The sequence below is a fragment of the Pseudomonas sp. GXZC genome (genome assembly GCF_026967615.1).
GTDB lineage: Bacteria > Pseudomonadota > Gammaproteobacteria > Pseudomonadales > Pseudomonadaceae > Aquipseudomonas > Aquipseudomonas azotoformans_A.
Genome location: NZ_CP114115.1, coordinates 3,348,964 through 3,363,099, shown reverse-complemented (window position 1 = coordinate 3,363,099; position 14,136 = coordinate 3,348,964). Strand labels below are relative to the sequence as shown.

Annotated in this window: 12 protein-coding genes and 1 pseudogene; 9 read left to right on the top strand and 4 right to left on the bottom strand. The window is 61.6% G+C overall.

Annotated features, from left to right (window positions below):
• Positions 1 to 66: 66 nt before the first annotated feature.
• The 6 genes from OZ428_RS15625 (at position 67) to OZ428_RS15600 (ending at position 7,411) form a co-directional block, all read left to right on the top strand.
• Positions 67 to 1,710: an ABC transporter substrate-binding protein gene (locus tag OZ428_RS15625; RefSeq protein ID WP_269133992.1), complete on the top strand. Its 1,644-nt coding sequence runs from the start codon at positions 67 to 69 to the stop codon at positions 1,708 to 1,710.
• A 62-nt stretch (positions 1,711 to 1,772) separates the two neighbouring features.
• Entirely contained in the window at positions 1,773 to 2,726 is a 954-nt protein-coding gene (locus OZ428_RS15620; protein ID WP_269133991.1) for an ABC transporter permease, read from the top strand.
• Entirely contained in the window at positions 2,723 to 3,559 is an 837-nt protein-coding gene (locus OZ428_RS15615; protein ID WP_269133990.1) for an ABC transporter permease, read from the top strand. Before OZ428_RS15620 ends, OZ428_RS15615 begins: the two co-directional genes overlap by 4 nt.
• Before the next feature lie 2 nt (positions 3,560 to 3,561).
• A complete protein-coding gene (locus OZ428_RS15610) occupies positions 3,562 to 5,202 on the top strand; it encodes a dipeptide ABC transporter ATP-binding protein (RefSeq protein ID WP_269133989.1) in 1,641 nt (546 codons plus the stop codon).
• An 84-nt stretch (positions 5,203 to 5,286) separates the two neighbouring features.
• A complete protein-coding gene (locus OZ428_RS15605; RefSeq protein WP_269133988.1) occupies positions 5,287 to 6,456 on the top strand; it encodes a hypothetical protein in 1,170 nt (389 codons plus the stop codon).
• A 79-nt stretch (positions 6,457 to 6,535) separates the two neighbouring features.
• A complete protein-coding gene (locus OZ428_RS15600; RefSeq protein WP_269133987.1) occupies positions 6,536 to 7,411 on the top strand; it encodes a LysR substrate-binding domain-containing protein in 876 nt (291 codons plus the stop codon).
• Here the strand turns inward: OZ428_RS15600 and OZ428_RS15595 are convergent.
• The 4 genes and pseudogenes from OZ428_RS15595 to fae all read right to left on the bottom strand — a co-directional run.
• Positions 7,358 to 7,513: pseudogene (locus OZ428_RS15595) on the bottom strand (MFS transporter); the annotation flags it as partial. The gene OZ428_RS15600 and the pseudogene OZ428_RS15595 sit on opposite strands and share 54 nt — an antisense overlap.
• A gap of 158 nt (positions 7,514 to 7,671) precedes the next feature.
• A complete protein-coding gene (locus tag OZ428_RS15590; protein WP_269133986.1) occupies positions 7,672 to 9,105 on the bottom strand; it encodes an NAD-dependent succinate-semialdehyde dehydrogenase in 1,434 nt (477 codons plus the stop codon).
• Positions 9,102 to 10,136 (bottom strand): aldo/keto reductase, encoded by a 1,035-nt coding sequence (locus OZ428_RS15585; protein WP_033899610.1) that lies wholly within the window; start codon positions 10,134 to 10,136, stop codon positions 9,102 to 9,104. The genes OZ428_RS15590 and OZ428_RS15585 overlap by 4 nt, the downstream gene beginning before the upstream one ends.
• A gap of 10 nt (positions 10,137 to 10,146) precedes the next feature.
• A complete protein-coding gene (fae, locus tag OZ428_RS15580) occupies positions 10,147 to 10,659 on the bottom strand; it encodes a formaldehyde-activating enzyme (protein ID WP_269133985.1) in 513 nt (170 codons plus the stop codon).
• Between the two features lie 301 nt (positions 10,660 to 10,960).
• Between fae and OZ428_RS15575 the strand changes: the two genes are divergently transcribed.
• From OZ428_RS15575 to OZ428_RS15565, 3 genes are all read left to right on the top strand, one after another.
• Positions 10,961 to 12,211: a ribonucleotide-diphosphate reductase subunit beta gene (locus OZ428_RS15575; RefSeq protein ID WP_005788524.1), complete on the top strand. Its 1,251-nt coding sequence runs from the start codon at positions 10,961 to 10,963 to the stop codon at positions 12,209 to 12,211.
• Between the two features lie 336 nt (positions 12,212 to 12,547).
• Complete coding sequence (locus tag OZ428_RS15570; protein ID WP_269131116.1) at positions 12,548 to 13,498, top strand: transposase; 951 nt, start codon at positions 12,548 to 12,550, stop codon at positions 13,496 to 13,498.
• 148 nt (positions 13,499 to 13,646) lie between these two features.
• Entirely contained in the window at positions 13,647 to 14,135 is a 489-nt protein-coding gene (locus OZ428_RS15565; RefSeq protein ID WP_269133984.1) for a DUF1289 domain-containing protein, read from the top strand.
• Position 14,136: the final 1 nt, after the last annotated feature.

Genomic DNA, 14,136 nt, shown 5'->3' with positions numbered 1-14,136 from the left:
TGTCGATCTTTGCGCAAATCACAAAACTGCGGGCATCTCTAATAAAAACAACATGAGAGCAGCCCCATGTCCGACTCCAACGTTCTAGCGACCCTGGACGGTAACGCGCCGCACCCCGCTGTCGACGCTCTGTGCAACCAAGTGCAGCGCGGCGAGATCAACCGCCGCCAATTCCTGCGCACCGCCGCCCTGCTCGGCATCACCGCGGCCAGTGCCTCCACCTTCATCGGTTCAGCCTTGCTCGGCAGCGACGCCCAGGCGGCCGACGGCGCGCCCGCCCGCCAAGGCGGCAGCCTGCGGTTTGCCTGCGCCATCCAGGAAATCCAGGACCCGATGCTGATCACCTGGATCGAAGCCTCGAACCTGTTGCGCAACTCCCTGGAATACCTGACCTGGGTCGACGCCGATAACATCACCCACCCCTACCTCGCCGAAAGCTGGAGCCCATCGGAGGATCTGGCCACCTGGACCTTCAACCTGCGCCAGGACGTGAAGTGGAGCAACGGCGACAGCTTCAACGCCGATGACGTGCAGCACAATATCCAGCGCTGGATTGCCGCCGACTCCAAGTCGGTCAACCGCACCGCGTTCCAGGACATCAAGGCCTTCGAAAAAGTCAGCGACTACCAGTTTCGCCTGCAACTCAAGCGGCCGATCCTGGCGATCCCGGAAATGCTCAACGCCTTCACCTGCGCCCTGGTGCACCGCAGCTTCAAGGCCGGCGATGACTGGGCGAAAAACCCGTTGGCCACCGGGCCGTTCAAGCTGGTGTCGTTTGCCGTGAACAAGCAGGCGACCTTCGCCAAGCGCGCCGACTATTGGGGCAAACCGGCCAACCTCGACGAACTGCGCTACATCGACATGGGCACCGACGTGTCCACCCACCTCGCCGCCCTGCAAGCCGGCCAAGTCGACGTGCTGTACCGCGTCACCGTGGCCGAACTGGACCTGGCTAAGCGCCTGCCCGGTGCGCAACTGCTCAGCTGCAAATCCGCGCAGACTGTGGTGATGCGCATGGCCTGCGACCAGAAGCCCTTCACCGATGTGCGCGTGCGTAAAGCCGTGGTGCTCTGCGCCGACAACGCCCAGATGCTCAAGGTCGCCTATCGCGGCATGGGCACCCTGGGCGAGGACCATCATGTGGCCCCTTCCCATCCCGAATATTTCCCACTGCCCAAGCGCGAACGCGATGTGGCGGCGGCGAAAAAACTGCTGGTCGAGGCCGGTTTTGCCAATGGCCTGGACATCGACCTGATCGTCGGCAACACCCAGGGTCGTTATGAGCAGGACTGCGCGCAAATCCTGCAGCAAAACTGCCTGGAAGCCGGGATCCGCATCAACCTCAAAGTGGTGCCGGCCGCCCAGTACTGGCCGATCTGGGACAAGGCCGCGTTCAGCCTGACCTACTGGGCCCATCGCCCGCTCGGCGTGATGTCCCTGGAACTGGCCTACCGTGGCGGTGGCGCCTGGAACGAAAGCCACTACAGCGACCCGGCCTTCGACGCGGCGCTGGACAAGGCCATGGGCATCATCGACCCGAAACAACGCGCAGTGGCCATGCAAAGCGTCGAGCAGATCCTGCAGGACGCGTGCGTGATCGTGCAGCCGTTCTGGGGCGACAAGTTCACCGCCGTGAGCAAAAAGGTGCAGGGTTTCCAGGTGCACCCTTCCGACTTCTACCCCATGGGCGATGTCTGGCTGAGCGCTTGAGCTTCTGAGTTGCAGAGCTGAGGCGCGACACCCTTCCCATTACCCGTCGGAGCATGCACCTGATGGCTCATTTTCTATTGCGCAAACTGCTGATGCTGTTAGCGACACTGCTGTCGGTGTCGCTGATCGTGTTCCTGGCCCTGGAGCTGAACATCGAGGACGTGGCAATCAACGTCCTCGGCCCCTACTCCGCCGCCGACCAGCGCGCGGCGTGGCTGCTGGAACACGGCTACAACCAACCCTTCCTGTGGCGCTACCTGGTGTGGCTCAAGGACTTCGTGACCGGCGATTGGGGCACCTCGGTGTACTTTCGCGAGCCGGTGTTGAAACTGCTGTTGCCCAACCTGTGGCAAACCCTGACCCTGGCCGGGCTGGCCTTGCTGGTCATGGTACCGGTGGCGTTGACCCTGGGCATCTTGGCCGGGATTCGCCAGGGCTCGCTGATCGACCGGCTGGTGTCGTTCCTGTCGATCGTCACCACCTCGATTCCGGACTTCGCCAGTGCGGTGTTCGCCTCGGCGATCTTCGTGTTCTGGCTCAACTGGTTGCCCGGCGTAAGCAGCATGAGCGATGGCTTCAGCGCCGTGGAACTGGTGCTGCCGCTGATGGTGCTGTGCCTGTTCGGCATTGGCTACCTGGCGCGCATTACCCGCGCGTCAATGGTGGAAGTGATGCAAGCGCCGTATATCCGCACCGCACGGCTCAAAGGCGCGTCCACTACGCGCATTGTGCTGCGCCACGCGTTGCGCAACGTGCTGATCGCGCCGGTCACGGTGATCATGCTGTACATCCCGTGGCTGCTGTCGAACGTCATCGTGGTGGAGGTGTTTTTCGCCTACAAGGGCTTCGGCTCGCTGCTGTACACCGCGTCGCTCAACCATGACGTCTACCTGATCGAAGCCTGCGCAATGATCAGCGGCGTGGTGGTGGGTATCAGCAAGATCTTCTCGGACCTGGCCTACACCTGGCTCAACCCGCGCATCACCCTGCACAGTCTCGGCGGAGGCCGCCAATGAACCTGCTCAACGCCTTCAAACATCCCCTGGCCCTGCTCGGCCTGCTGCTGGTCGGCGGCTGGGTGCTGATCGCCCTGTGCGCGCCGTGGCTGGCGCCCCATGATCCGCTGGAAAGCTTCACGCCGTTGCTCACACCGATGACGGCTGGCGAAGACGGCGCACGCTTCTTGCTCGGCACCGACATGATCGGCCGCGACATCCTTTCGCGCTTGATCTGGGGCACGCGCACCGTGCTGTTCTGGTCGATCCTCGCCACCCTCACCGCGTTTGCCGTGGGCATCGCCATGGGGCTGTGCGCCGGCTACTTCAACGGTTGGGTGGACGCGGCGCTGTCCTACGTGGCCGATACCGTGCTGTCGTTCCCGGTGCTGGTGTTATACATCGTGATCATCATCGCCCTCGGCGCCTCGGCGCTGAATATCCTGATTGCGGTGACCTTCACCAGCGCCCCGGCGATCTTTCGCATCATGCGCGCGTTGACCATCGACATCCGCTCGCGCGACTACGTGCTCAGCGCCATCACCCAGGGCGAAGGCTCGCTGCGCATCATGCTGGTGGAAATATTGCCCAACTGCGGCGGGCCGCTGATCGTCGATTTCTGCCTGCGTATCGGCTACACCGCGATCATGATCGGTGCCTTGGGCTTCCTCGGCCTCGGCCTGCCACCGCCTACGCCGGACTGGGGCGGCATGATCAACGACGGCCGCGCCATGGCCATTTCCTTCCCGCACCTGGTGATCTTCCCCTGCATCGCCATCTCCACCCTGATGCTTGGCCTGAGCCTGCTCGCCGACGGGCTGGATGAACACGCGCAGCAAGGCGCAAGGAGTTGAGCATGAACAGCCAGCAAACCGTATTGCGGGTCGACAACCTCAGCGTCGAACTGCCCAAGGGCGCCGACCGTAGCCACGCCGTGCAGGGCATCAGCCTGGAAGTGCGCAAGGGCGAAATCCTCTGCGTGATCGGTGAGTCGGGCTCGGGCAAATCCGTGCTGTCGGCGGCGATCATGGGCGACTACGCCAAAGGCCTGCGACATGCCGGCGGCGTGATCGATTTTCTCGGCGACGACATCTGCACTCTTGACGAAGCCCGCTTGCGCGCCCTGCGTGGCAACCGCATCGCGATGATCTTCCAGGAGCCCATGGCGGCGCTGAACCCGGCGATTCGCATCGGCAAGCAAGTCGAAGAAATCTTCGACATCCACGCCCCGCAGATGCCCACCGCCGAGCGCCGTGACCGCATGCTCGCGCTGTTGGAGTCCACCCAACTGCCGGACCCGCCGCGCATCGCCAACAGCTTTCCCCATCAGCTTTCCGGCGGCCAATGCCAGCGCGTAGTAATCGCCATGGCCTTGGCGATGAACCCGGATTTGCTGATCGCCGACGAGCCCACTACCGCCCTCGATGTAACGACCCAAGCCCAGGTGCTGAAACTGGTGCGCGACCTGCGCGGGCGTGGGCAGCACGGCATTCTGTTTATCACCCACGACTTCGGCGTGGTGGCGCAGATCGCCGACCGCATTGCAGTGATGGAAGGCGGCCGCCTGGTGGAAATCGGCGAGCGTGACCAGGTGCTGAACGCACCGGCGCACGCCTACACGCGCAAGCTGATCGCAGCCGTGCCGGCGCTGCACCCGGAGCTGCATGCGCCGAGTGCCGACGGCGAAATGGCCCTGCGTATCGAGCACCTGACCAAGACCTACACCGTCGGCGGCAGCTCGGTGGCGGCGCTGCGCAATGTGTCGCTGAACCTGCCACGGGGCAAGACCCTGGCGATTGTCGGCGAGTCCGGCTCGGGCAAAAGCACCCTGGTCAAGGCGGCGATACGCTTGGTGGACAGTGACAGTGGGCATGTGTGGGTGGGCGATACCGATTTCCTGGCCTTGAATGGCTCGGCGTTGGCGGCCAATCGGCGGCGTATCCAGATGATTTTCCAGGACCCCTATGGTTCGTTGAACCCGCGCCACCGTGTCGGCGACATCATCGCTCGCGCTGCGCAATTGCGTGGGTTGTCGGCCAAGGATGCCTGGGCCGAGGCCGGTGATTTACTGGAACAGGTCGGCCTCAAGCGTGATGCATTGCAGCGCAAACCCCGGCAGTTCTCCGGCGGCCAGCGCCAACGCATCGGCATCGCCCGTGCCCTGGCGATGCGCCCGCAAGTGCTGATCGCCGATGAAAGCGTGTCGGCGCTGGATGTGTCGGTGCAGAAGCAGGTGCTGGAGTTGCTCGCTGACCTGCAAAAGCAGCTGAACCTGAGCATCCTGTTCATCACCCACGACCTACGGGTGGCCGCGCAGATCAGCGACCACATCGCCGTGATGCGCCAGGGTGAAGTGGTGGAGTACGGCACCGCCGAACAGGTGCTGTTGCGCCCACAAAACGCCTACACCCAGGCACTGTTGGCGGCCGCACCGGGCGCGTCCGAACTGCCCGCCGCCGGGCCGCCCTTGCGGCTAATCCGCCCCACGGCTCACTGAGTTCAACCCTTTTCCCTGCGTCGCAGCGTTCGCTGCGGCAACGGGCTGCTGTTGCCCAAAAAAACTAAAAACGAGAGTAAAACCATGCGACCAACGATGCGCTACTTCACCCTCATCCCTGTGCTCGGCGCCCTCGCAGCGCCGGCCATGGCCGTGCAGGTCACCGACAACCTCGACCTCGGCGGCGCCATCCGCGCGCGCTGGGACTACGACCCGGACCGCGACATCCAGAAGTTCGGCCTGGACACCGTGTTCCTCAGCGCCAAGTACAACTCCGACAGCTGGATCGGCGAGGCGCAGTACCGTTTCTACGGGCGTTCGTACCCCTACCAGTACACCAAGAACTACGGCGACATCCAGTTCGCCAAGTTCGCCTGGGTCGGCTACAAGTTCAACCCCGAGCAACAGGTGCAAGTGGGCCTGAACACCGTGCCATTCGGCTTGCAGCCCTACTTCGGCAGCACCTTCTACGAAACCCTGGGCAACGTGATCGGCCTGGAAGACGTGCAGCAGGTCGGCGCCAAATACGTGCAGCAGAGTGGCGACTGGAATATCCAGGCCGGCTACTACCTGCGCCCGGCGTGGCAAGGCAAGGGCACCAGCAAGGGCGTGACCTATTCCAGCGTGGTCTCCGGCGCCGACAGTTACGTCGCCGACGGCAGCGACAACCAGGAACGCAATACCGTGGTGCTGCGCGTGGCCAAGGCCCTGGACCTGGGTGACTGGAAATCCGAAGTCGGCCTGTCCGGCCTCACCTCCACCCTGGAAAACAAAGACACCGGCAACGATGGCCGACGCAACGCCGTGGCCCTCCACTACCTGGGCAAAAACGGCCCGTGGGGCCTGCAATTGCAGGCGGCGCGCCAACAGATGTCGCCGCGCAACGCCGGCACCGACGAAGTGGTGACCCTGGGCGGTTATGACGGCACCTTCAACGTCGCCAGCCGCGGCAACCTGTATGTGGCAGACCTAAGTTATGACGTGGGCGGCAAGTACCTGTGGGATCAGGTCAGCGGTGTGAAGCTGTATGCCAACTACAGCGCCTTCGACAAGTCCGCCGATGAGTTCAAGACCTCCCAGCGGGTGATCCTCGGTACGTCGTTTTCGTTCAGCAAGTTGTGGATTGCGACGGAGTGGTTGATTGGCAAGAATGACCCGTACATCGGTGGCAGCAGCTACACCCAGAGCCTGGGGGCTGGGGGTAGCAACCAGTGGGAGAATCAGCTGTACATGAACATTGGTTACTATTTCTAAGCCACTGCTCCTTGTAGTGAGCGGGCTTGCCCCGCGCTGGGCAAGCCCGCTCACTACAAACACGGTAGGAGTCCATTTCATGCGCCACCTCCCCTCTCTCAACATGCTCCGCGTCTTCGAAGAAGTCGCCCGCCACCGCAGCTTCAGCCAGGCCGCCGTAGGCCTCAACGTCACCCAGGGCGCAGTCAGCCGCCAGATCAAGCAACTGGAGGACTACCTTGGCGTTGCCCTCTTTATCCGCACGCCCCAAGGCCTGTCCCTGACCGAAGCCGGTTTTGCCCTCTCCCCGCACTTGAGCGACGCCTTCGACCATATCGAACGCGCCCTGCAAGCCGTGCGCGTGCCCAACCTGCGCCAGCGCCTGCGTATCGTCGCACCGCCGACCTGGGCCACGCGTTGGCTGTCCGCGCATTTGCGGCGCTTCTGCGAGCGCTACCCGGATATCAATCTCAGCATCACCCACCAGGCGACCCACGACAACCTGGCGGAAATCGACTGCCAGATCCGTTTCGGCCTGGAACCGGCGGCGCATTGCAGCAGTGAGCTGCTGGTGATGGAGCGGCACATCGCGGTCGCCAGTCCGGAATTGTTCAGCGACGGCCGACCGCCGGACCTGCGGCGATTTCCGCTGCTGCATATCCTGCACGACGGCAAGCGTTTGAAGGTCTGGGAAAACTGGCTGGCGGCCATGGGCCGTGAGGACATCGATGCGGACCAGGGCCTGGAATTCAGCACCCTGGACCAGGTGATCCACACCGCCCTGGCAGGCGGTGGCTTGGCGGTGATCGACCGGCAGATGATCGAACGTGAGTTGGCCAACGGCAGCCTGTTGCCGATCACCCCCGTGGAAGTGATCGGCCCTTATGGCTATTGGCTGGATGTGGCGACGGACAAACAGGGTTTATCCAAGGTGCGGTTGTTTACGCAGTGGCTGGGCCAGGTCAGCAACCCCTGACACCGGCGGAGCCTTGGTTTCCGGGGCCCAGGCCCAGGAAATGATCGCGCCGAACACCAGGATCGCCGCAAGAATGCCCATTGTGGTGAGCGGGCTTGCCCCGCGCTGGGGCGCGAAGCGGCCCTAATTCAGACATCCAGTTAGACCTTATTGGCAGGTTTTGGGGCTGCTGCGCAGCCCAGCGCGGGGCAAGCCCGCTCACCACAACAGCCCACTCACCACAGCACGCCCGCTCACTACATCATCACATCACAAGGGGGTTACAGGCCCCCCATCAACAGGTATTTGATCTCCAGGTAATCCTCCAGCCCGTACTTGGAACCTTCACGGCCCAGGCCCGATTCCTTGATGCCGCCAAACGGCGCGACTTCGGTGGAGATGATCCCTTCGTTGATCCCCACCATGCCGGCTTCCAGGCCTTCGGCCATGCGCCACACGCGGCCGATGTCGCGGCTGTAGAAGTAGGCGGACAAGCCGAACGGCGTGTCATTGGCGCGTTGCAGCACTTCAGCCTCGTCCTTGAAACGGAAGCACGCCGCCACGGGCCCGAAGGTTTCTTCCTGGGCGATCAACATGTCGCCGCGGGCTTCGGTGAGGATGGTCGGTTCAAAGAAGGTGCCGCCCAGTGCATGGCGACGGCCGCCGCACAACAGCGTGGCGCCCTTCTCCAGGGCATCACCGACATGGGCTTCGACCTTGGCCAACGCAGCGGCGTTGATCAGCGGGCCTTGCTCCGTTTCGCCATCCAAGGCACTGCCAACACGCATGGCGCTGACGGCTTCGGCCAGTTTGCGGGTGAAGGCGTCGTACACGCCGTCCTGGATAAAGAAACGGTTGACGCACACACAGGTCTGCCCGGTGTTGCGGAACTTGGAGGCCATGGCGCCTTTGACGGCGGCATCCAGGTCGGCATCGTCGAACACAATGAACGGCGCGTTGCCGCCCAGTTCCAGAGAGACCTTTTTCAGGGTGTCCGCCGCCTGGCGCATCAGCAGCTTGCCGGTGCGGGTCGAGCCGGTGAACGACAGCTTGCGCACCACACTGGAGGCTTGCAGTGCACCGCCAATCGCCACGGCATCGCCGGAGACAATGTTGAACACCCCCGCCGGAATCCCCGCCTGCTCGGCCAACACCGCCAGGGCGAACGCCGACAGCGGGGTTTCTTCCGAAGGCTTGAGGATCATCGTGCACCCCGCCGCCAGCGCCGGGCCGACCTTGCGGGTGACCATGGCCAGGGGGAAGTTCCACGGCGTGATCGCCGCGACCACACCGATGGCTTCCTTGACCACGATGATGCGCGCATCCGCCTTGTGGCTCGGGATCACATCACCGTAGGCGCGCTTGGCTTCTTCACCAAACCATTCCAGGAAGCTCGCGGCGTAGACCACTTCGCCCATGGCTTCGGCCAGGGGTTTGCCCTGCTCCAAGCTGAGCAATTGCGCCAGGTCTTTCTGGTTGCTGAGCATCAGCTCACTCCAGCGCTTGAGGCGCTGGCTGCGTTCCTTGGCGGTGAGCTTGCGCCAGGCCGGCAAGGCGCGGTGGGCGGCGTCGATGGCCAGGTTGGTTTCTTCGCCGGCGGCGCGCTGTACATCAGCGATCAGCGCGCCATTGGCCGGGTTGAGCACCGGGTAGGTCGGCCCACCGCTGGACCATTGACCATTGATGTAGTTGCCCTTGCGGATCAGCGGGTTCATGCCACGGCCTCGATCAGGTTGAAACGGTCCAGGCCCGGACGGGCCGCACGCAGGATGCGCTTGCCGGCGGTGTAGTCGTTGATCACATCGCACGGGGTGTAGTTGCGCTCCAGTTCGTGGAGTTCCTCGGCATCCAATGGGGTGTCCAAGGCGGCCAGTGCGCTATCGAATTGTTCGGTGGTGTCGGCGCCCACCAGCATCACGTCGACGCCGGGGTGGTTGGCGACCCAGGCCTGGGCGATCTGCGCGTTGGACACGCCACGGGCGCGGGCCACGCGTTGCACCGAGTGGGCGATGTCAAACGACGCCTGGTCGCTGTACATCTGCTGGGTGAAGAAGTCGGTCTGGTTGCGGGTCGACTGCACTTCGCCGGTGAGCAAGCCACGGGCCAGCGGGCTGAACACCGAGACGCCCAGGCCCTGATCGCGGCAGAACGGGATCATCTCACGCTCTTCTTCGCGGTAGGCGCAGTTCAGTTGCAGTTGCATGTTGATCGGCTTGACCCAGCCATTGCGCTCGCAAGCCATGAGGATCTTGGCCAACTGGCCGGTGAGCATGGTCGACACGCCGATGTAGCGCGCCTTGCCGGAACGCACGATGTCGTTCAATGCGTTCATGGTTTCTTCGACCGGAGTGTTCACATCGAAGTAATGCAGCATGAACACGTCCACATAATCCATGCCGAGGCGGCTGAGGGAGGCGTCGATGCTGTCCATGATGTGCTTGCGCGAATGACCGCTGGCGTTGATGCCGCTGCGGGTGCCGTAGCCGACCTTGGTGGTGACGACGATCTCGTCACGCCGCGCCACGCGCTTGAGGATGCGCCCCACCACTTCTTCGCCGACGCCGGCGGAATAGAAGTCAGCCAGGTCGATGAAGTTGACGCCGTTGGCCAGGGCGTGGGCGACGATGGGCTCGCTTTGCTTTTCGTCGAAAATCCACGGTTTCCAGTCCGGGGTGCCCATGTTCATGGTGCCCAGGCACAGGCGCGAGACTTGCAGGCCGGAGTTGCCCAATCGAGTGTATTGCATGGGAATCTCCTCAGGCCTTTGGCGTGTAGAAAGGGTTGCTGATGTGGTTGACCACGTCGGCCAACTGCGCGGTGAACGGCGTGCCGGTCAGGGCGGCGCGGATCGCGGTGCGGCAGGCGTTGTAGTTGTTCAGGTAGACGGCGTCGAGGTCATCGCAGCCTGGGTTGACCCAGTTCGCGGTGACGATGGCCCACCCGTCTTCGGCTTCCGGAGGCAAGGTGCCGTCGAGCAGGGCTTCCAGCACCGCCTTGGCGATACCGGCCTGGGACGCGCCCCAGGTGGCGTTGCCGTGCAAATCGCTGCTGATTTCAGCCTTGTTGACGTACAGGGTCATGGGCTTGACCGGGATATTCGGTTGGGCAATCACCATGAACGGGCAATGGCCCTGGCTTGGTGACGCGAGGCTATTGGCGAAAGCCTGGCCCGCCGGGCCGTTGCGTGGGCCGATCAGGATATTGATGTGGGCCGCGTTGACGCCCGGGCCTTCGAAACCTTCGCCGATGTAGAGATCCAGTGTTTTCATTGCGCAAACGCTCGTTGTTGTTATGGGGAGCTGGTTGGCGAATTTTTAGCACTGGGTAGGAAAGCGGCCGTAACCATTAAAAGTCATGGGGCGGTGAGTTTTGCTCATACCCCCTGCGACGATGGTGGTCGTCTTGTGCGTTGACCATCGTTGTTACACACCATATAGTGTGCCCACAAACAAAACAGACCACTACATAGTGTGCAGTATCGGGATTTACCGACCACACTATGCGCAGTATTTCAATGCCTTGAAGCCTGCAAAAACACTTATTTTTCGAATACCAGGAAGGAGCATTTCCATGCTGAGTTGGGATGAAGTCGACAACGAAGACACCGGTGCAGCGGTGATCAAGGGCGCCAACGCCGGCCACGCCAGCGAAGCCAACATGGACCGTCTCGACGGTGCCGGCGCCGCCGCCGCGCTGGAAGCCCGTAACGTGACCGCCAACGACTCCGCCGCGATCATCCGCGCCAAGGCCGCCCTCGACAAACTCGACGTCGCCGAAGGCCTCGCCGAGCTTGAAGGCTCCGCCGCCCGCGTCGCCGTTGACGAAAAACGCATGATCAACTGCCGTGCCGACCTCAACCAACTCGTGCCGTTCAAGTACGACTGGGCCTGGCAGAAGTACCTCGACGGTTGCGCCAACCACTGGATGCCGCAAGAGGTCAACATGACCGCCGACATCGCCCTGTGGAAAAACCCCGAAGGCCTGACCGACGACGAACGTCGCATCGTCATGCGCAACCTCGGCTTCTTCTCCACCGCCGACTCCCTGGTCGCCAACAACCTGGTGCTGGCCGTGTACCGCCTGATCACCAACCCGGAGTGCCGCCAGTACATCCTGCGCCAGGCCTTCGAAGAAGCGATCCACACCCACGCCTACCAGTACTGCATCGAATCCCTGGCCATGGATGAAGGCGAGATCTTCAACATGTACCACGAGATCCCATCGGTCGCGAAAAAAGCCGCCTGGGGTTTGAAATACACCCGTTCGATCTCCGATCCGAAATTCGAAACCGGCACCGTCGAAACCGACAAAGAGCTGCTGCGCAACCTGGTCGCCTACTACTGCGTACTGGAAGGCATCTTCTTCTACTGCGGCTTCACCCAGATCCTTTCCATGGGCCGTCGCAACAAAATGACCGGCGTCGCGGAGCAGTTCCAGTACATCCTGCGTGACGAGTCGATGCACCTGAACTTCGGTATCGACGTGATCAACCAGATCAAAATCGAAAACCCACACCTGTGGGATGCCGAGATGAAGGAAGAAGCGACCCAGATGATCCTGCAAGGGACGCAGCTGGAGATCGAATATGCGCGCGATACCATGCCGCGAGGTGTGCTGGGCATGAACGCGGCGATGATGGAGGACTACCTCAAGTTCATCGCTAACCGTCGTCTGTCGCAGATTGGGTTGAAGGAAGAGTATCCAGGGACGACTAACCCATTCCCATGGATGAGCGAGATCATGGACTTGAAGAAAGAGAAGAACTTCTTTGAGACTCGTGTGATCGAGTACCAGACTGGCGGCGCGCTGAGCTGGGACTAAAAGTGTGGGAGCGGGCTTTGTGGCGAGGGAGCTTGCTCCCGCTGGGCCGCGAAGCGGCCCCAAAAGCTTGGGAGCGCTGCGCACTCCAGCGGGAGCAAGCTCCCTCGCCACAGTAAGCCAGCTTGTGTCTTCAAGATCTCTTAAACTCAGAAGGGTGAGAGCAGTGGATGGCAGACTGAAAGCCAGCGGTGCTTAAAGCACGAGTGGGAGCCAAGTCGCCATCCACCTCTCACTCTGACCAGAAGCCCGAACAGTTGGATGAGCGGCAAAACTCGAAATCACAAGCTAGGGATAGGTCAGAGTGCTCTCACTTCTTGAGTGTAAGAGGGTTTGGCGATGATTTCCTACTATGTTGGTCTCGATGTTTCGAAAGCGACTGTGGATGTGGGGTTTCTTCCTGCGAATTACACGCAGTTTCAGGTCAGTAATGACCTTGAGGGCTTCACTCGGCTGATCACATGCCTGAACGAGCTTGAGGTGGGAAGGGTCTTGCTTGAAGCCACCGGCGGCTATGAAAGGGCATTGCTCAGAGCCTTGCGGTTGGAGGGTTTGAATGTCTTTCGCGTCAATCCAAAACGCGCTCGCGACTATGCGAGAGCAATGGGCAAGATAGCTAAAACCGATAAGATCGATGCTCAGATGCTGGCGAAATTTGCGAGAGATTTCGAGGACTTGCCGCATGTTGAACCGAATAAGGATCGGGATGAGCTGGGCGAATTGCTCAAGCTGCGAGGCAGCTTGGTCAAGAGCCGGGACAGCGACAAGCGCCGGATGAAGCAAACCACATGCGCTAAAGCCATATCCACTTACACCGATCACATCGCTTACCTGGAGGGCCAGATCAAGTCATTGGGTAAGGAGATTGAGGATGCCTCGACCGTGCTGGATCAGGAGAAAGCCAGACGACTGAGGTCGGTGAAAGGGATCGGAGCCATCACCTGCGGAACGCTCTTGGCATTTCTTCCTGAGCTTGGAACCGTGTCGGGACGCAAGATTGCGGCTTTGGCAGGGTTAGCGCCCTACAACAACGATAGCGGCAAGAAGAGCGGCCCTAGATCAATCGAGGGCGGGCGCTATACGGTGCGTGGCGCAACCTATATGTCGACCTGGTCAATGGTTCAGCACGATCCGCAAGTCAAAGCCGAATATGAGGCTCTGCGAGCGCGAGGCAAGCTTGCGAAGGTCGCTGTTGTGGCATGCATGCGAAAGCTCTTGATTCGTCTAAACGCAATGCTGCGAGATGGCACGGGTTGGAGAGAGCAGAAATCTCAGGTCCCCGCAGCCTGATAACAAATGAGGGGCACTTTACTGAAGCGCGGGCTTCGCCAGTAATACCGCTACGCGGTATTACTGGCGAAGCCATGTCCGAAAGGATTATTTTTAAAATAAATCCTCAAAGACAGTTGCTCCCACATTAATCCGGTTTCACTGACTTATGCCCAATCAAACCATCAAGACCCCCTGCGTCGGCCTGTGCTCCACCGTTTACGGGGACCTGGTCTGCCGGGGCTGCAAGCGTTATCACCATGAGGTGATTCAGTGGAACGGCTACAACGCCGACGAGAAACAGGCAGTGTGGCTGCGCCTGGAGCAATTGCTGGTGCAGGTCATGGCCAGCAAGTTGGAGGTGTTTGATGCGCAGTTGCTGCGTCAGCAGCTTGAGACGCGCAAGATCCGCTTCATGCCGCACCAGTCGGCGTATTGCTGGGCGTATCAGCTGATTGCCCGGGGTGCGCGAGTGATTTCCAAGCTGGACGCGTATGGGCTGGCGTTGCTACCGGAGTTTCGCGAGCGCAGCCTGGCGGATCTGCGGGATGCGATTGACCGGGAGTTTTTCCTGCTGTCAGAGGCGCATTACGAGCGGTATATCGCGCCGGGGTTCATCAGGGAGGCGTTTGGGCCCCCACTGATAACCAGTTTCTGAC

Excerpts from the sequence above, each read along its gene's own strand:
- OZ428_RS15625 (WP_269133992.1), top strand. The coding sequence starts at position 67 with ATGTCCGACTCCAACGTTCTAGCGACCCTGGACGGTAACGCGCCGCAC.
- OZ428_RS15620 (WP_269133991.1), top strand. The coding sequence starts at position 1,773 with ATGGCTCATTTTCTATTGCGCAAACTGCTGATGCTGTTAGCGACACTG.
- OZ428_RS15615 (WP_269133990.1), top strand. The coding sequence starts at position 2,723 with ATGAACCTGCTCAACGCCTTCAAACATCCCCTGGCCCTGCTCGGCCTG.
- OZ428_RS15610 (WP_269133989.1), top strand. The coding sequence starts at position 3,562 with ATGAACAGCCAGCAAACCGTATTGCGGGTCGACAACCTCAGCGTCGAA.
- OZ428_RS15605 (WP_269133988.1), top strand. The coding sequence starts at position 5,287 with ATGCGACCAACGATGCGCTACTTCACCCTCATCCCTGTGCTCGGCGCC.
- OZ428_RS15600 (WP_269133987.1), top strand. The coding sequence starts at position 6,536 with ATGCGCCACCTCCCCTCTCTCAACATGCTCCGCGTCTTCGAAGAAGTC.
- OZ428_RS15590 (WP_269133986.1), bottom strand. The coding sequence starts at position 9,105 with ATGAACCCGCTGATCCGCAAGGGCAACTACATCAATGGTCAATGGTCC.
- OZ428_RS15585 (WP_033899610.1), bottom strand. The coding sequence starts at position 10,136 with ATGCAATACACTCGATTGGGCAACTCCGGCCTGCAAGTCTCGCGCCTG.
- fae (WP_269133985.1), bottom strand. The coding sequence starts at position 10,659 with ATGAAAACACTGGATCTCTACATCGGCGAAGGTTTCGAAGGCCCGGGC.
- OZ428_RS15575 (WP_005788524.1), top strand. The coding sequence starts at position 10,961 with ATGCTGAGTTGGGATGAAGTCGACAACGAAGACACCGGTGCAGCGGTG.
- OZ428_RS15570 (WP_269131116.1), top strand. The coding sequence starts at position 12,548 with ATGATTTCCTACTATGTTGGTCTCGATGTTTCGAAAGCGACTGTGGAT.
- OZ428_RS15565 (WP_269133984.1), top strand. The coding sequence starts at position 13,647 with ATGCCCAATCAAACCATCAAGACCCCCTGCGTCGGCCTGTGCTCCACC.